The sequence below is a fragment of the Streptococcus mitis genome, from assembly GCF_002096815.1.
GTDB classification, from domain to species: Bacteria; Bacillota; Bacilli; order Lactobacillales; family Streptococcaceae; genus Streptococcus; species Streptococcus mitis_AD.
This window is the reverse complement of record NZ_NCVJ01000016.1, coordinates 38,966-56,820: the sequence shown is the minus strand read 5'-3', so window position 1 is coordinate 56,820 and position 17,855 is coordinate 38,966. Positions and strand designations below refer to the sequence as shown.

Genomic DNA, 17,855 nt, shown 5'->3' with positions numbered 1-17,855 from the left:
TAATATTAGTTAATCCCTAATATTGAAAAGACAGGATATCTTCTTTCAAGTCATCTTGTAAACTGTTTCTCTGGTCAAGTTGGACATAGACTTCCAACAAACAGGATCTAAAGTTGGAAAATTTGTAAAAATCTTCCTTTTCTTCTATCGGAAAATCAACAGTTTTTATCCAAGAAGCTACTTGTTCTTGTGCTAACTTCCCTTGTAAAATCGGTTCATAAAGTACTCTGGCTAAACGCCAATCTTCATCATCTGTAAAACGAATGGTAATTCTTTTAAATAATGTACCAAGTATGTCAAATACTTCATGAATTTTGTTTTTAGGAAAGTCTGGATGACAAACTACCTCTGTCAGCAAATCAGCTCCATGTGCAAAAGCGTGAACCCAACCATATTGACTTGAAAAACCTGTCGTATCCTTTTCTTTCGAAAGATAGTACAAACCTTGATTTAAAAGGACATTGCGAATTTCTGCTTTTAATCCCTGATAAAAAATCGATTGCTGATTGACATCCGCAGACAAGAGATTTGCATAAACAAGTGCCCTAAAAGAACGTTCAAGTGTTGGCAGACCTACCTTATCAATCTCTTTATCTAGTCCTCCATCAGCTGAGACCACCTCAGCAATGAAATGAAATTGTTCCTGTGTAAATAGTTCTTCCTGAATCCCTCTAGCAAAGCTTGTAAAAACAAGATCATCGCGAATTTCTGGAGAAGGATCTCCCAAATGGTCAAGTAACCACTGGATTTCTTCATCATGATAACTTGGTTTTTCTTCTGCTATTTTTCTTAGTAACTCTTGATACATGGTCAATACCTCTATATTTCTAGCAGATGTTCAAAAAGCCAGCCCAAGGTAACTTTCTATCTTATTCTTTTTTAGATGGGCGTTTTCCTGCAGCAATTGCATCAGCCTCTGTCATCTCGACAACGTTGGCTTTATTAGTTTTTGAAGGCATTCTATCCTTACTATACCAATAAACTTTCGCATTCCCATGGTTTGCAACATAGACAACTCTCTCTTGCTGTTGGGCTTTAGTCTCAGCTTCATGAGCAATTCTTTTCTCTTCTTCTTTTTGAGAAATTAATGACTCAACTGCACCTATCCTATCGAGCAATTCTGCCTTTTTATCGTTATTTTCAATTTGATTAACTGTTTCTTTAGCAGATTGCACTTGACTCGCATCTTGACTTTCTTCCAATTGTTTGACTAAGTTTTCACCTTTTTCTTGCAACTCATTTGCAGCTTTTTCTTTGGCAATTCTCTCTTCTTCTGCTTTTTCTTTAGCTTTTTTCTCGTCTTCGATTCGTTTCGTCTCCTCTATGCTTGATGAAGTATCCGTCGTTGAAGATGTCGAAGTAGTAGATGTCATAGTCTGCTTAGCTTCTGACTGAGAAGATGGAGTTTTCTTTGTAACAGTTGGAGTTTGGAGAGCAATTGCAACAAAACTGACAATGAAAAGCCCTATCATTAAATTTCTTTTTCGAATATCTGGTGCTTTCTTTACAAAATACCAAATACCGACTCCACTCAAAACAAGATAGAGAGTAGGCAAAGCAATCAATAAAATGATTCCCAACAAAACTAGACCAATTTTGATAAAATGCATTCTTTTGGGATCTTGCTCTAGCAATTCTTTGATTCTATTCATATTATTCTCCTAAAACTCTGTCCAATCTTTACTCCCCCAACTGGGCACTGTAGGCGATAATCTGATCAACTGTGTCAGACAAGAATTGGATTGTATCACGGAGTGGTTTATCTGTTGAAATATCAGCACCAATGATCATGGCTGACTCAAGCGGTGTCTTGCTACCTCCTGATTTGAGGAGATTGAGCCAGTCTTCAGCTCCAGTTTCTGAATGTTTCAGATGAAGGTAACCTGCAGTCGAGATAACAAGACCAGCAGAGTAAGTGTAGCTATACAAACCCATGTAGTAGTGAGCTTGTCGCATCCAAGTCAAAGCCGCATCGTCGTCAATCTCAATGGCATCTCCCCAGAAATCCGTCAAAACTTCCTTCATAATACTGTTGAGTTTGCTTGCTCCAAAGGTCTCCCCTTCTTCAATCAATGTATACACCTTACGCTGGAAGGCTGCTTCCAAGAGGTGGGTAATAAAGTTATGGAAGTAGGTGTCTGTCAAGCGGTGAGCCAAAGCGAAGCGTTTTTGACGTGGATCGTCAGATTGGTGCTCCAAGTAGTCACTGAGTAGCAATTCATTGAAAGTTGACGGTGCTTCAACATAGTAGGTCGACATGTGAGCATTAAAGTAGCTTTGGTGGTTGTCTGAAAAGATGAATTGACCAGAATGCCCGATTTCATGAATCAAGGTATAGACATCGCTCAAACGACCTGTCCAGCTCATGAGGACATAAGGGTGCACGCGATATGGGTCCGCTGCATAACCGCCAGAATCCTTACCACTATTAGCAGCAAAGTCCACCCAGCGCTCTTCTTGATAGCGAGCAACTTCTTGACAATATTCTTTCCCCAAAGGTTCTACCGACTTCATGACCAAGTCATAGGCAGCCTCAATAGTCACTTCAGGATTGAGGGCGCTATCCAAGTCCAACTTCCAATCAGCAAAGGTCATCTTTTCAAGGTCATTTACCTTGGCAACATGCTTGAGGTATCTCTGAGCAACTGGCGCAAAATCCTTCATGATGAGGTCAATCTGACGATCAAACATGGCACGGTCCACTTCTTGCTCAGCCAGAAGGTAATCAAAGACAGAGTCGTAACCCTTCATATCTGCTAAGACTTTTTCAGACTTGACTTGGGCTAAATAGGCTGCAGCTGCTGTATTCTGGTGCTTACGAAGTCCCTCTGAGAAGGAACGGAAGGATTTCTCACGAACCTCAGCATCCTCGTGGTTTTGGTAGAAATTCTCATAAGCCACAAAGCTGTTTTTGTAGGTTTTTCCATGAACTTCAAAGTCAGCCATTTCAAAATCCCCAGCTCGCATCTTAGTGTAAATGTCCTGCGGACTGTAGAAAACTTCACCGAGATTGGTCAAGGCCTTCTCCACATCAACCCCTAGATAGTGGGCTTTTTTGATTTTTGCCTGACGAATGGCTGCCGTCAAGTGAGGCAATTTACCCAAACGGTCTAAGACTTCCTCATCAGCTTCCACCAAGGCATCGTCAAAGAAGGTCAAGGCTACACTGGCATCTGTTTCAAATTCCATCCCAGCTTGGGCAATATTGGCAAATTCTTCATTGCTATAGTCTGTCGTCTGTGGCATAAAACCATAGTTGCCAATATGGCTCATCTGGATGTAAATTTGCTCCAATTCCGCAAAGGCCTTCTCGAAATCCTCAAAAGTATGAAGATTGCCCTTGTAATCACGGCTAAATTGGTTGATATCTTCGCGAGCTTTCTCGATTGCACGCAAGAAATCCTCACGATCTTGGTATAAGGCTGTTAAGTCCCAGAGTTCCTTCTCTGGAAATTCTGAACGGTGTTTTTGTTCCATTTTCTTCCTCTTATTTCTCTAATTCTAATAAAACACTAAGGGCTGATAAGGCGTAAAGTGGTGCCGTTTCTGCTCGTAGGATACGAGGGCCAAGTCCTGCCAAGACCGCTCCTTTAGCTTCAAAACTCTCAATTTCTGCAGGTGAGAGACCGCCTTCTGGACCAAAGATAAAGAGCAATTTGGCTCCTGTTTCAAGACCAGAGACTGCTTGCAGAAGCGCAGCAGCTTCTCCTTCTTTAGCCGACTCTTCATAAGCCACTACGATAGAGTCAAATTGGTCAAGTTGGGCTAGAAAGTCTGCTTTTTTCTCAAACAGCTTGATGCTTGGAACGAAGTTACGCTTGCTTTGTTCGGATGCTCCGAGGGCGATTTTTTCTAACTTCTCAACCTTTTTACCCAATTTTTTGCCATCCCACTTGGCAACTGACCAGTCGGCAGGAAAGGCCCAAATCTGGCTGGCACCCAGTTCGGTTACTTTTTGAGTCATAAACTCCAGCTTGTCTCCCTTGGGAAATCCAGATGCAATGGTTACTTGAACGGGCAGTTCCACATTGTCATCTAGTTCTTCTACCAATTCAAACTGACGGGCTTCCACATCCAGTATACGCGCCAAGCGCTTAATTCCATCATCAAAGACTAAGGTCACCTCGTCATCTTCTTTCAAGCGCATAACCTGAAACATATGCTTGCTGGTTTCCTTGTCCTCGATGGTGACAGGAGAGATAGCACTGCCTTTGACAAAATACTGTTGCATGCTAGCCTCCAATCACACCGGAAATATCCTTGGTTTTCTTAAAGACACAGGCATTCCATTCCCCTTGAACCATGTGGGTTTCAAGGAAAAATCCAGCTGACTCAGCCGACTCGCGCACCATATCCCACTTGTCCTTGATAATGCCACTCATGATGAGGTAGCCTTCATCCTTGACCAAGCGATAAGCATCATCCGTCAGATGAACGAGGATATCCGCCAAGATATTAGCTACAATCACATCTGCCTCAATCTCAACTCCCTTAAGCAAATCTCCTGCTGCTACATGGATGTTTTCCATGCCAGGGTTGAGCTCAATATTTTCCTGAGCCACTCGAACTGCCACATCATCCAGGTCATAGGCGAAAATTTCCTTGGCACCAAGAAGCGAGCTGGCGATAGAGAGGACACCTGAACCAGTCCCCACATCCAGCACCGTTTCGCCACCACGAAGAACCTGCTCCAAGGCAAAAAGGCTCATCTTAGTAGTTGGATGGGTTCCTGTCCCGAAGGCCATACCAGGATCCAGCTTGATAATCTTTTCTCCCGCAGTCGCCTCATAGTCTGTCCAAGACGGCACTATAGTCAAGTCATGAGTAATTCGAGCTGGTTCGTAGTATTTCTTCCAGTTATCTGCCCAGTCTTCCTCAGCCAAGGCAGTCGTCCCCATCTTGACCTCACCCAAATCCATAAAGTCTGTCAATTCTGCCAGGCGAGCCTGCAAATCTGCTTCAACCACTGCCACATCAATCGTATCAGGATAGTAGGCTGTTACCACGATTTCTTCTTGTTGCTCAACCTCTGGAAAAATTTCACCAAAACGATCCACATTTCCCACATAGTCCATACTGTCTTCGATTGCGACTCCTTGAGCTCCCAGCTCAATCAAGAGGTTGGAAACCAACTCCTCCCCCTCACGCTTAACCGTTACTTTTAACTCTTGCCATGTTTCCATTTAATTTTTCCTTATCAATCTATTAATTCTTCCAATTCTTTTAAAGTTCTTCCATCCTGGTCTTTCCAATCAGTTCGACCGTTCGTTTGCATACCCAGCAAAAAAGCCGCTGCATAAGAAGGGCTAGAAAAGAGTTGTTTTTCTTTTAACACTCCATCTTGAATGACCCGAGAAGCTATTAAATTCTGACGCATTTCTTTTAAACTTGCTGGAAGGTATGGAGAATCCTTTATTTCTACTTGACTTCCTTCTAAAACAACAAAACCTTCAGTTGTCCGTTCACAAGTTGCTTCTATTACTTTGTTAGATTTCTTAGTTTTACGCTTTAAATAAAGATAAGTTGAATGATTATCAGTCAGATCTTGACTAACTTTCTTTGTCATTGGAACAAAAACACGATAACCTAAAGTTCCAATAATCATTAGCGTATTTTCAACAATTTCATCCAGTTCAGATTCCTTTTCCTCAGTTACATTACCAGGATTTGGATCATTCCCATTTTTCACAATGTAGCGACCAGCTTCTTTAGCAAGTTGAGTAAATTTATTTTCCAAATAGCTAATTTCTGTTGGACCGAAAGAATTATTTTGAGTTGTTAGAATGATGACATCATTAAAATAATCTGCATGACTATCACGGGTATGCTCTTGAATTCGCAACAATACCCCTTCACCATTTTTCCGAGTTGTCGCCTGACCAATATAGGTCACATCTTTCTGTTTATCTTCATCTCGACCAAATAAGAAATAAATACCACTTTGTTTCATTTCATCACGCGACTTTAAATCTCCCAACTGAATACGAGGTATTTTGTAAATCACTCCCGTCCAATTTGACAAAGTACATTTGATTTTTCCAGTCACTTCACCATCCATGAGAAACATATTGATATTTTTGCTACGCTTCGCCATTTATCAAACTTCCTCCATATAATCTCTCACTCTATCCTGCAACTGAGGGACAACTTGACTGGAACTAAGAAATTCCTCGACATTCATGAGCTGATAGCTCTGTCCTTCATCTCCAAAGGTGATACTGTCAAACTGATCCTGTGTCAACTGGCCGACTAAAAATACAGATTGTTTATCCGCAAAAAGCATACTTGGATAAACCTTACTCCAAAGCAGATAATCCTCAGTCAGATGAATTCCCAGTTCTTCATAAACTTCACGCGCCACGCACTCAAAAGGACTTTCATCCCCCTCTCGTCCCCCACCGGGCAGTTCCCACATATTGGGCCAGGGAATGCTTGCCTTATCATCGCGTAAGATAGTCAAAAGCTTATCCCCACAAAACAAAGCAATCTTACAGCCTGTGAAATCAGAAATCTCTATTTCCATATTAGACTCCTTCGGTTAATTCCTTTTCCAGCTCGGCTAACCAGTTTTCATAATAGCTTTTCTCATCCCGTAACATCCGGCTGCTATTCATTTTCTGTCTAGCAAGCTTCATAGCCTTGTGAGTTTGAACTACATCTTTCTTTACTTTAAATTGATACCAAGCTTGAATGACCTGCATATCTGCTGTTTTTATAGATAAAAAGGATTTGACCCCTCGAATACTTGCATATTCTTCCGCATTCTTATTATCTCCTTCCATCAGAGCAACTTGAAGAAGGTATAATTGAGAACTAGTTTTAGACATTGGATTATCTGTTTTCTCTAACACAGACTGAAACTGTTGCTTTGCAAGCTCTATATTATCATCCAATATGAATACCAATCCCTGAAGAGTCCGAACACTTTCTGCAAAACTTCCTCTCACATCCTCATCAACAGACATGATAAAGTCTTTTAAATCATATTCTTGAGGAGCTAGCAAGGTCTGGGCAGAATGCCTCAACATTAGGTAGGCGTATTTGGTATTTTCAGGTTGTTGTAGCAATTCCCAAATTTTCGCTCCATCGGTGATGCCGACTGGCAAAATGTTATTTAGGAAGAAAGACAAATTAAGAAAAATCCAAGTCCCTGCAAAATACCAGCTTCTTGTCAAAAATCCAAACACTATCGCCAATAATATCAAGCTGAGATGAACCATCAAGCCTCCTGAAAGCATCAGGATGATTCTTTGATCGCTTTCATCTTCTTTCAATCCAATATACTGAGCACCAACATTTTTTATAACTGCTGTTCGACTAAGATGAAGCCTTCCTGACTTTTTGGTTAAAAGAAAGTTCCCTAATCCAAAAGCCACCAGACGATAGCCTGTCAGATAACCACAAAATGCATGACCAAGCTCATGAAGAATCAAGATTACATACATGCTTAGAAAAGCAAAAGCATAACCAAAACTAAAAACTAATAATGCAGAATAGCCCAACTCTGCAAATGCGATGGTTCCACAAGCAAAAGCTAGCATAATAAAGACAACAGCTAGCACATAAACCAAATAAATCCCAATTTTCTTCATAAAATCTCCAACCAACTCCTAATATCTCGGATAAGGATAAAATTCTCCCTCTTCCAATCCAACTTTTCCTTCTTCAAAGACTTCTTGGTTCCATTCCATGACAAATTCTTCTGCTTCTGAGTCTTCCAAAAAGTCCATAAGTGCATCTAGCCCAACCTCAGCAGTATCTTTAAGGAAAAGAGCAAAATAAGCTAAAAACTCACGAGAAAAACCTTTTTTAGGCAGGTAAGGGATGACAGTCAGATAATCTTCTTCATTGACGGTTGACTTAGCAGGATTGTAAAAAAGCACTGCTTCTTCAAAGAGAATGTCATCTGACGAAACCTCTCCGTCTTCATCCACCATCTCCACGCCTGCAGCATTTTGCGCTTCTAACAAAAAACTCACTTCAACTGCGTGATTACGCTTGTCCCAACTAATCTCAAAGTCAAAGGGAAAGTTCTTCTCCAACTCTTCCTCTAAAACATCTAAAAATCCGTATGTTGCCATTTTGACCTCTTTCTATGCGACTCTTTAATCGCCCCGATTACTCGGAAATATGCTAAAATAGATACTACCATCTTACCACATATGTATCAGAAAATCCACGTTAGAAAGGACTGCTATGCCAGACAATCTCGCGCTTCGCATGCGCCCTAAAACCATCGACCAGGTCATCGGTCAGGAGCATCTGGTCGGACCTGGAAAAATTATCCGCCGCATGGTGGAAGCCAATCGCCTGTCCTCCATGATTCTCTATGGCCCTCCGGGAATCGGCAAAACCAGTATTGCCTCTGCCATCGCAGGAACGACCAAGTATGCCTTTCGAACTTTCAATGCGACAGTTGATAGTAAAAAACGACTGCAAGAAATTGCGGAAGAGGCTAAATTCTCTGGTGGTCTCGTCCTATTGCTAGACGAGATTCATAGACTAGATAAAACCAAGCAAGACTTCCTCTTACCTCTCTTGGAAAGTGGTCTGGTCATCATGATTGGCGCTACGACTGAAAATCCTTTCTTCTCTGTCACTCCTGCCATTCGTAGCCGTGTTCAAATTTTTGAGTTGGAACCTCTGTCTAACCAAGACGTCAAGGAGGCCCTGCAGATAGCTCTAAGTAACCCTGAGCGTGGTTTTGATTTTCCAGTAGAACTAGATGAAGATGCGCTGGATTTTATTGCTACCTCTACAAACGGAGACCTTCGCTCTGCCTTCAACTCACTGGATTTGGCAGCTCTCTCTACCCCTGAGAATGATAAGGGCATCCGCCACATCACCCTCGACATCATGGAAAATAGCCTGCAGCAGAGCTACATCACTATGGATAAGGATGGAGATGGCCACTATGATGTTCTCTCAGCCCTGCAAAAGTCTATCCGTGGCTCAGATGTGGATGCCAGTCTCCACTATGCTGCCCGCTTGATTGAGGCTGGTGATTTGCCAAGTCTCGCTCGTCGCTTGACTGTTATCGCCTATGAAGATATCGGCTTAGCCAATCCTGAAGCTCAGATTCACACCGTGACTGCTCTGGATGCTGCCCAAAAGATTGGGTTCCCAGAAGCCCGCATTCTCATTGCCAATGTCGTCATTGATTTGGCCCTTTCTCCAAAATCCAACTCAGCCTATGTAGCTATGAATAAGGCTCTTGCCGACCTCAAAACATCAGGGCACTTGCCTATTCCGCGACACCTGCGTGATGGGCACTACAGTGGAAGCAAGGAACTGGGGAATGCCCAAGACTATCTCTATCCACACAACTATCCTGGAAATTGGGTCAAGCAAGACTATCTACCAGAAAAAATTCGTAATCATCACTATTTCCAAGCAGAAGATACTGGTAAATATGAACGGGCTTTGGCTCAAAGAAAGGAAGCTATCGACCGTTTGCGAAAAATCTGAAATCCTTTTCAAAAAATTGCACTTTCCTCTTGATTTTTTTTGAAAAAGTGGTATTATATAAACATAGAAACGCTGTGGTGTACGACTTCACACTTAAGTGTTGACCGACTATTTTTTGTATTATTAGGGAAACAAAAGTCTTCTAACAGCATGTAGGCCGTCTCACACGGAAACAGCTTCAGTTAGAGCGAGTTGCCCACCTGCTTAATTGCGCGGGTTCAATACAAACCGTGAAGTTTCGGCACCAATACAGCTTTTTTCTTTGCCTCCTTAGCTCAGCTGGCAGAGCAGCGGACTCTTAATCCGTGGGTCACAGGTTCGATCCCTGTAGGGGGCATCTAAATACAACAGGAAAAAGCCTTGTAAATCAAGGCTTTTTTTGCTTGTCTATAACTGATTTACCCCATCATTTGTCCCACATTTTAAATCTATCTTTTCTTTTTGAATCAAATTACATCTTTACAAATAGTGTAAAGCCAGTTACTTTTGCTTTGATGCCATACAATATTTTCATGTAGAGAAGACAAATTTTATCTTCTCTTTTTATTTTCAAAATAATAAAAACTGATTTTCTTTTCATAAATCAGACTGAAACTTCCAAATTTTCCATTTTGTTTATTGACATTTCCTCTAAAAAGGTGTATAATATTTTTATTATCAAACTATACTATACTATATAGAGGGTATTGAAATGAAATTTTCTAATCGTTTACTGCTATTCCTTGCAGGAGTTGTTTTTGTCCTTTTAGGACTTTTCCTATTTACAAACCCAGTAGCTAATCTTGTTGCTTACAGCTGGTGGATTGCATTTGGTTTACTGGTTTCTTCTATAGCAGCTATTTTAGGCTATTTCTCTGTACCAAAAGAGCTTCGCTCACCAGCTCATCTTTTCCAAGGGATTGTTAATCTTCTCTTAGCTCTTTACCTCGTTGCCTATGGCTTTGTGACGCTGCCAGTTGTCATTCCAACTATTTTAGGAATTTGGTTAATTGTAGAAGCCATTATAGCTTTCTTTAAAGGCAATCGTCTGGGATTGATTTTCCCTATTATTGGCAACCATATCATGTGGATAGCGTTGCTTGCATTTTTACTAGGTCTAGTGATTTTGTTCAATCCAGTAGCTACAAGTGTCTTTGTCGTTTATGTCGTTGCCTTTGCATTTTTAATTGTTGGTTTCACCTATATCCTTGATGCCTTTCGTAAATAATCTAGCTGCCATTTTGGGCATATTAAAATAGCTGGGAAGTTACATTCTCAGCTTTTTCTGTTGCCTCCTTAGCTCAGTTGGTAGAGCAGTAGACTCTTAAGCTATGGGGCGCAGGTTCGAGCCCTGCAGGGGGCACATCTAAATCAACAGAAATAAGCCTTGAAACCAAGGCTTTTTTTAACGTCTAATAGCTTTTTGTAGAAAAGTATTTAAAAATAAAAGAGAAGAGAATCTCTCACTCTCTTCTCAGTATATCTTATTAAATTTAGTTTTTCTTAATCTACCTGATTTTCCTTTGCAACGACAAATTCTTTAACCAGTCGATAGATAACAGCAAATACGGGGGTAAAGAATATCATTCCAAGTAGTCCGAAAAGATTCCCTCCAATACTAGCAGCCGCAAGCGTGAAAATAGCTGGCAAACCAATAGACTGACCTACAACTCTAGGATAAATAAGGTTTCCTTCAATCAGCTGTATAACTTGATATAGAAGAAGAGAAAGTAAGGCTTGAGTAGGACTCACTGTGAAGATAAAAATCGCTCCCACAACACAAGCAATCATAGGCCCTACATAAGGAATGAACGATAGCACTCCTGCAAAGATACCTGTCATTACTCCATAGGGTATCCCAAACACGCTGTAACCAACCGCTATCATAACTCCTATGATAACTGCTTCAATCAGCTGACTCATCAAAAATTGGTCATAAGTCTCTAGTGCTACTTGTCCAATGTAAGTCAACTTTATCACCACCTTCTCTGGAAGAAAAACTTTTAGAAGTCGACTCGTCATCGCTGCCAAATGTTCCTTACTGGATAAAAATAAAAAGGTGAAGACTATAATCAAAAAGGCATTCATCAAACTTGAAAAAATATTGCCGATATTACTAGTCAGACCTGATAAAAAACCTATCAAAGCTTGGCTAATAGAACTAGATTGTCCCTGTATGCCTGATACGATAGTTGACAACATGTCTTTGGTTACAAATTCCGAGCTGCCTAGCAATTTCCCAAGTTGAGTAAGGACTGTTGAAAGGACTGTTCCCAGCTGACTAATAGTCTGGGCTAGGGTTGGCAGCACCAAAACCAAAAGAGCAATCACGATTAAGATAAGAGCTAGGAAAACAAGTACCATGGCAATCGGACGACGCAACTCTGCCTTTACCTTCAATTTAACTAAGTACTGTTCAATTTTTTTCATAGGAACATTAAGCACAAAAGCAATAACAGCACCATAAATCAAGGTTGATATTACATCAAAGAGAGAGATTGCTCCTGATATAAAGCTCGATGCATTCAGAATTACAAGAGCAACCAGCCCTATAAAAAGGATTAACGGGGTGTATTTTTTTACTAAGTTCATAAATTCTCCTTAATAAACATGTTTAGATACGACTATACTATTTGGTTTTTCAAACTCTCGATTAAGGTAGGCTTGGTAAGTTCCTGGAGCGATAAATCCTTTGGGTGAGAGGATATCGGTGCCAGCCTGACCGACTATGGTATCAGCCAAGAGCACACAGTTTGTAGATAAGACAAAGTAGGATTTAAACTTAGATTTGATAAATTTATAAAGTTCCCCATCTGTCTCATGTCTGATTTTATAAGCGTAGGTGTAGTCTTCCTTACCATCACCTGTCATGATTTTATCTGCACTTGGCTCCCATGGAATCGTCAGTTGTTTCAATTCAGCCAACTTTTTCTGAACTGCTTTTTCCATTTCAGGCGTCAAATCTATCCCATAACCAAAAAGCGTTTTTTGACTCTCACGTTTACATAGGTCAATGTACTTGTCACGATCACAGAAATATAAGACACCATCTCCTACCATGCCAAATAAGGTCTCAGAAGACGGATCATAGTTGCCATAAGAAATAACACGGCCTTGATAGCAGATATCCACATGACCAATTGCCGAAAACAGAGAGGTCTCAGCTGTATGAACAAAAATTTCAAGCTCCGCTGTCTTACCAGACTTCACCATTCCAAGATGGATATCCTCTCTCTCATCAGCATTTTCCTGCATGAATTTATTGATTTTTGCTAAAGTACTTGCAGGGATGAGAGCGGCTAGGACAATAGGTAAGCTCATTCTTACACGACGTTTGAGATGGTTTTTCCCAATTTCCTCCTCAAACAAGAAACCGTCACGGATATTGGACACACCATAAAGGAAAAAATAAGCCCCTAATACAAAGAGTTGAAAGACAGAATTTCCTGTAGAGGACAAAAGACTAGTCCCACCAAGAAAAACTAGTACGAGTCCATCTAGTAAGAGACGAAAACGAGGTCGAATTTTGTTTTTGCGGTAGAGAACATAGGTGACAAGGTTGATAGTAGCATGAAAAATCTGATAAACTCCAATCACAAGAGCCAAAATATAAATCGGCACATCCGTCGCAAAATTGGAGCCAAGCAAATATCCCAGCACTAACAATTTAACCAGTGCAACTCCCAAGGTGTCCGTTGACTGACTTTTTTTGAAAATACGTAATACTAAATCTAAGACCGTTGCTATCCAAGCTAAAAACAGAACCAGTCGAATAACCGTTACTGGCAACCAAGTCCCCGTAACCATCAAGATAAGACCTAGCAGAACAAATAAGAAACCCTGAGCAAGTAATTTCCTACCTGTCAGACCTAAAGATAGAATTTTTTCCATATAAAAACCTTTCAACAATAAAAATTAAACACTCCGATTAAACTGACTAGTAAATAGCCAACACTACAAACAGCCTGTGCCAGCAACATATGGTGACTAGAAATGACTGTAGTAATGTCACCATCTTGTCTTATGCACTTCTAAAATTTGTTATATTGATTAGAAACCAGAGCTTATAAAAACTAGCTAAACTCGAGAGATAGACACAATTGCGACGAAAAAATGTATAACCAATTCAACTTGTTAAGGTAAGAAAGCATTATTTCCAATCTATTAATTATTCATCTATTACCTATTATGACACAATATTCCCTATAGTTCAACTTTTTACTTGTTTTTATATTACACGGACTAAAAAGTTTTCAACAGTTGATTGCATTTGTTTTAATAAGTTTTAACCTTTCTTGGTTAGATAAAAAAAGAACCATACAGTTTAGAATCTGTATGGTTTTTGCCCCACTTTTGTCCCATTTTTAAATCATGACATTGAAAATACCTAAAATCACTTATATTTCAATATTTTTAATTGCTCTCAATATGAAAGTCCTTTCCAAATCCCTGTAGGGGGCATCTAAATACAACAGGAAAAAGCCTTGATTTACAAGGCTTTTTTGTGTATCTGTTCTACTTTTGGTCAACTAATGGATATCAACGGTATAATTTTATGAACACCCTTCCCAGACAGCTCTAATCTGATTGCACTCAAAATTTTTTAAAATTTAAAACAAAAGACTTGCTTTTCTTTTAATTTATGTTATACTTGTTCTTGTATCTGATACAAGTTTATTAAGAGAGGGATTCATATGGATACAAAATTCTCAGTTGCTTTGCATATCTTAACAATGATTAGTGAAAGCAAGGAAACCTTAAGTTCTCAAGCACTAGCTATTAGTGTTGGGACTAACGCTAGTTACATTCGAAAAGTGATTGCCTTATTGAAAAATGCAGATTTGATTCATTCCCAGCAAGGAAAAACAGGTTATCAACTCAGTAAGTCTCCAAAGAAAATGACTTTACTAGAGATCTACTATGCTACTCAAGAAATCAATCACATTAGTTTATTCCCTGTTCATCAAAATAGCAATCCTGATTGCCCTGTTGGAAAACATATCCAAGGAGCAGTTTCACCGCTTTTCGCTAGTGCCGAATCTCAATTAGAGAAGGAATTAGCAAATCAAACTTTAGAAGATGTCATTGACAATCTATATAAACAAGCTAAACAAGTCCGAAACTGATTTGATAACAAGTCAGTTTTTACTGGAAATAACATATACTTGTATCAGATACAGGTATAAAATCATATAGAAAAAGAAAAGAGAAATCACATGAAAGCCGCACAACACACTACTTATAACAAAAACAATATCACACTGAACATCACAGAAATCGCTAAACCAAGTATTACAGACAAACAAGTATTGGTGAAAGTCACCGCAGCCGGTGTTAATCCTCTCGATAACATGATCTCTCGTGGTGAGGTCAAGATGATTGTTCCTTACAAACTTCCTCAAACTGCAGGTAACGAGGTCGGTGGGATCGTTGAAAGCATTGGCAAGCAAGTTGACAACTTTCAGATAGGAGACCGTGTCTTTGGCCGTCTGCCACTTGATCATATCGGCGCCTTTGCAGAATACCTAGCTGTCGATAGCCAAGCCTTAGCCAAGGTTCCAGACTATCTATCAGACGAGGAAGCTGCTACTGTACCTTTGACTGCCTTGACTATCATGCAGGCTCTTGACCTCATGGGCGCTCAAGCTGGGAAAACGATCTTTATTTCTGGTGGTACTGGAGGTGTCGGTGGCATGGCCATTCCGATTGCCAAGGCCAAAGGTTTGAAGGTCATTACCAACGGTTCTGGAGATAGTGCTGAGCGTGTCTTGAAACTAGGAGCAGATAGATTTATCGATTACAAAACAGAGGATTATACAAAAACTGTTAGCCAGGTGGATTATGTCCTCGATACTCTCGGTGGAGCTGAAACTGAAAAACAAATGTCTATCATGAAAAAAGGTGGTCATCTTGTTTCCCTTCGTGCCATGCCAAACGGTGCCTTTGCCAAACGCATGAATCTACCAAAATGGAAACAGATTATTCTTGGCTTAGCAGGTCGCAAATTTGATAAGATGGCTGACAAATACGGCGTCCACTACCATTTTATCTTTGTAGAAAGCAATGGCGCTCAATTACAAGAGGTAGCTGACCTCTTTAGTAAATTAGAAATCAAACCCTCTATCGATACAGTCTATCCATTTGAAGAGGTAAATAGCGCCTTAGACAAGGTCGCTAATGGTCGCTCACGTGGAAAAACAGTCCTCAGCTTTAAAAAATAAAAAGGAAAACACAATGTCATATATTACTACAAAAAATCAATTCGTCACTTGGCAGTGAATAAGTGTTCCGAAAAAGGGCTAACCAAACGTCAGCAAGGTTTGTCATGCCTAGCATACTATGTCACCGAGGTTACAAGTAATGAGGACCTCTTCGTCATTGACTAGCATACAAATGAATGGAACTAGTAACTCTGCTAATGATAAAAATGAACTGTTTCATATGATTCTATTTAATGAGTATTTTTCAATTCTCATGATAAATCATATGAAGCTTTTTTAATATTCAAAAAGACTCCACCTATCTATAGGAAATCTACCCTAGAGATGGATGGAGTCTTCTTTCACTCACTAATCTAATCGAATAAACATCATGGCATTTAACAAAGATATGAGTGAGACCGTGTTTATATTATTTGAATAGATCAGTCTCTTATTCTCAATCGGAGGAATAATAAAATTAGAAATGATGATATCATAAGGCGATTCTTCTAAAGATTCCTTTGATAATTCTAATTCAGTCCAAACTTCAAGTTCAAAATTGTTGCTGCAATAATAAGAAAGTGTCTCTGCAACGGATTTGGCATGATACTGATCAAAATTGCTCATAACCAGAACCTTCAGCTTTGGCTGATTTTGTAGTAAATTAAGCACCAAATGTTTGGTATGAGTGATGAAGGTATAAGATATATGATTTACCATCATTGAACTAGAACAAACCTCAAGAGTCTCTAAATAATGAGAAAGCTCTTTTTTTACATCTGAAACAAATTTAGGAAAAATATTTTGAAAATTCCTGATTGTATTCCCTTTTTGATCAAATAAAATAAACTCAGTGGACAACTCTTGACGATACAGATGTGCGGTATTATGCAGATGCCAAATCAGATTATCCTTATTCTCAATCTCAATCTGATACTTGACTGAAATCTGATCAATAAAATCACTCAATAGATGGTAAGATTTTTCAACATAACTATCCTTTTTTACGCATTTCATAAAGAAACTTTCATCTATGAAAAACATTTTTTGAAAGTAAGACACAAATAATTGGCAAACAACTTCCTCATCTAAAGAGATATTGTATTCTGATTCAAAACTCTGAGCAGCACCTTCTATTCCTTCCGACTGCATTAAAAAATCCAAACTTTGGTCGTTAAAAGAATCTTTCTCTATTTCCATAAAATGACCAAACTTTATTCGATATAAATTAATAACCAGGAGCAGCTTTAACATTCTATGAGTTGACAAATTCATTGGAAAGCTTGTTTCCTTATAAACCAATTCTAACAATTGAGATAGGGGCTCTGATGAAAAATTTTCAAATAGCCATTCTAGGAAATAATATTTTTCTGAAAAATATTATGCAAAAAAGTAACGAATGTCTCTCTCATTTCCAATGATTCGAACAGGAGTCAGACTGATTTCAAATTGAAATTGCCTTTTAATCACTTTATTGATTTGGCTAATAATACGATAGAGCGAAGATGAACTGATATAGAATTCTTTACAAATACTTTCAGCTTGACAACCTTCATTAAAAGAGATAAATTCTAAAATCGAAAAATGAGTTGAATGCTTAAAGAAATGATGGTAAACCATTTCAATATCACTATCATCGGTATTAATAATGCGTATACCATTAGTCGAAGAATGAAAAATCAAGTCAGGAAAAGCAGATTTAACATGGGATAGATCATCTTTGACTACACGTTCTGTACAATTTAATAACTCTGCTAGTTCAGAACGATGAAACCATCGTTTATGTTCAAATAATAATTCTAATAATTCTAATTGCCTATGACTTTTTTAGATAATAAATCTCTCATGAATGTCTTTCTCTTTTTATAAATTATCGGATTTCACCTCTTGCAATTATACCACAATGAATAGGTATAGCATGCTATAACGACTTTTACTAAGATCCTTTATCTCGTATAATAACACTACGGAGGCAATATATAAACAATTTTCTTATTTTACCGTCTATTAAGTGCGTGAATACAGAATCAAATTCAAGTCGAAAGATTATATTTTTAATTTTAAAAATTATATAATAGCAACAATCAAAGAATTTGATTTTTTTATATTAAAATTATATAATAATCAAAATAATTGATTATTTTATATTAAAATTATATAATAGCGATAATCAAAGGAATTGATTTATTTTTTGATATTAAAATAGAA

15 protein-coding genes, 2 tRNA genes and 1 pseudogene are annotated in these 17,855 nt (G+C 38.9%); 6 read left to right on the top strand and 12 right to left on the bottom strand.

The features are described from left to right. Positions 1-16 precede the first annotated feature (16 nt). The 9 genes from B7696_RS01360 to B7696_RS01320 all read right to left on the bottom strand — a co-directional run bounded on the left by B7696_RS01360 (position 17) and on the right by B7696_RS01320 (position 8,081). Positions 17-808, bottom strand: a complete 792-nt coding sequence (locus tag B7696_RS01360) for a DUF2785 domain-containing protein (RefSeq protein WP_084861730.1) — start codon at positions 806-808, stop codon at positions 17-19. Between the two features lie 61 nt (positions 809-869). After that, on the bottom strand, positions 870-1,652 hold the full coding sequence (locus B7696_RS01355) for a deoxyribonuclease (RefSeq protein ID WP_084861728.1): 783 nt from the start codon (positions 1,650-1,652) through the stop codon (positions 870-872). A 28-nt stretch (positions 1,653-1,680) separates the two neighbouring features. Then, entirely contained in the window at positions 1,681-3,477 is a 1,797-nt protein-coding gene (pepF, locus tag B7696_RS01350) for an oligoendopeptidase F (protein WP_084861726.1), read from the bottom strand. A 10-nt stretch (positions 3,478-3,487) separates the two neighbouring features. Beyond that, positions 3,488-4,231, bottom strand: a complete 744-nt coding sequence (locus B7696_RS01345) for a 16S rRNA (uracil(1498)-N(3))-methyltransferase (RefSeq protein WP_084861724.1) — start codon at positions 4,229-4,231, stop codon at positions 3,488-3,490. 1 nt (position 4,232) lies between these two features. Beyond that, the gene (gene prmA / locus B7696_RS01340; RefSeq protein WP_084861723.1) at positions 4,233-5,183 is read right to left on the bottom strand and encodes a 50S ribosomal protein L11 methyltransferase; all 951 of its coding nucleotides are present in this window, start codon (positions 5,181-5,183) and stop codon (positions 4,233-4,235) included. A gap of 14 nt (positions 5,184-5,197) precedes the next feature. Further along, entirely contained in the window at positions 5,198-6,094 is an 897-nt protein-coding gene (locus B7696_RS01335) for a GIY-YIG nuclease family protein (protein WP_084861721.1), read from the bottom strand. Positions 6,095-6,097: 3 nt separating this feature from the next. Next, the gene (locus B7696_RS01330) at positions 6,098-6,523 is read right to left on the bottom strand and encodes an NUDIX hydrolase (RefSeq protein ID WP_084861719.1); all 426 of its coding nucleotides are present in this window, start codon (positions 6,521-6,523) and stop codon (positions 6,098-6,100) included. A 1-nt stretch (position 6,524) separates the two neighbouring features. Then, positions 6,525-7,592 (bottom strand): M50 family metallopeptidase, encoded by a 1,068-nt coding sequence (locus B7696_RS01325; protein ID WP_192856266.1) that lies wholly within the window; start codon positions 7,590-7,592, stop codon positions 6,525-6,527. A gap of 18 nt (positions 7,593-7,610) precedes the next feature. After that, entirely contained in the window at positions 7,611-8,081 is a 471-nt protein-coding gene (locus B7696_RS01320; RefSeq protein ID WP_084861715.1) for a DUF3013 family protein, read from the bottom strand. 115 nt (positions 8,082-8,196) lie between these two features. Between B7696_RS01320 and B7696_RS01315 the strand changes: the two genes are divergently transcribed. The 4 genes from B7696_RS01315 to B7696_RS01300 all read left to right on the top strand — a co-directional run bounded on the left by B7696_RS01315 (position 8,197) and on the right by B7696_RS01300 (position 10,810). After that, entirely contained in the window at positions 8,197-9,468 is a 1,272-nt protein-coding gene (locus B7696_RS01315) for a replication-associated recombination protein A (RefSeq protein ID WP_001113194.1), read from the top strand. A 264-nt stretch (positions 9,469-9,732) separates the two neighbouring features. After that, positions 9,733-9,805: transfer RNA gene (locus tag B7696_RS01310), tRNA-Lys, on the top strand. 354 nt (positions 9,806-10,159) lie between these two features. Further along, a complete protein-coding gene (locus B7696_RS01305) occupies positions 10,160-10,675 on the top strand; it encodes a DUF308 domain-containing protein (protein WP_000672739.1) in 516 nt (171 codons plus the stop codon). A gap of 62 nt (positions 10,676-10,737) precedes the next feature. Further along, positions 10,738-10,810: transfer RNA gene (locus B7696_RS01300), tRNA-Lys, on the top strand. Between the two features lie 140 nt (positions 10,811-10,950). Here B7696_RS01300 and B7696_RS01295 read toward each other — a convergent pair. After that, positions 10,951-12,039, bottom strand: a complete 1,089-nt coding sequence (locus B7696_RS01295) for an AI-2E family transporter (protein WP_004193676.1) — start codon at positions 12,037-12,039, stop codon at positions 10,951-10,953. 9 nt (positions 12,040-12,048) lie between these two features. Beyond that, positions 12,049-13,338, bottom strand: coding sequence for a hypothetical protein (locus tag B7696_RS01290; RefSeq protein ID WP_084861714.1), 1,290 nt, complete (start codon positions 13,336-13,338; stop codon positions 12,049-12,051). An 803-nt stretch (positions 13,339-14,141) separates the two neighbouring features. Between B7696_RS01290 and B7696_RS01285 the strand changes: the two genes are divergently transcribed. Beyond that, on the top strand, positions 14,142-14,573 hold the full coding sequence (locus tag B7696_RS01285; protein ID WP_000379854.1) for an Rrf2 family transcriptional regulator: 432 nt from the start codon (positions 14,142-14,144) through the stop codon (positions 14,571-14,573). A gap of 90 nt (positions 14,574-14,663) precedes the next feature. Beyond that, positions 14,664-15,668, top strand: a complete 1,005-nt coding sequence (locus B7696_RS01280) for an NADP-dependent oxidoreductase (protein WP_084861712.1) — start codon at positions 14,664-14,666, stop codon at positions 15,666-15,668. A gap of 348 nt (positions 15,669-16,016) precedes the next feature. Here the strand turns inward: B7696_RS01280 and mgaSpn are convergent. Beyond that, a pseudogene (gene mgaSpn, locus B7696_RS01275) lies at positions 16,017-17,494 on the bottom strand (virulence factor transcriptional regulator MgaSpn). Positions 17,495-17,855 lie beyond the last annotated feature (361 nt).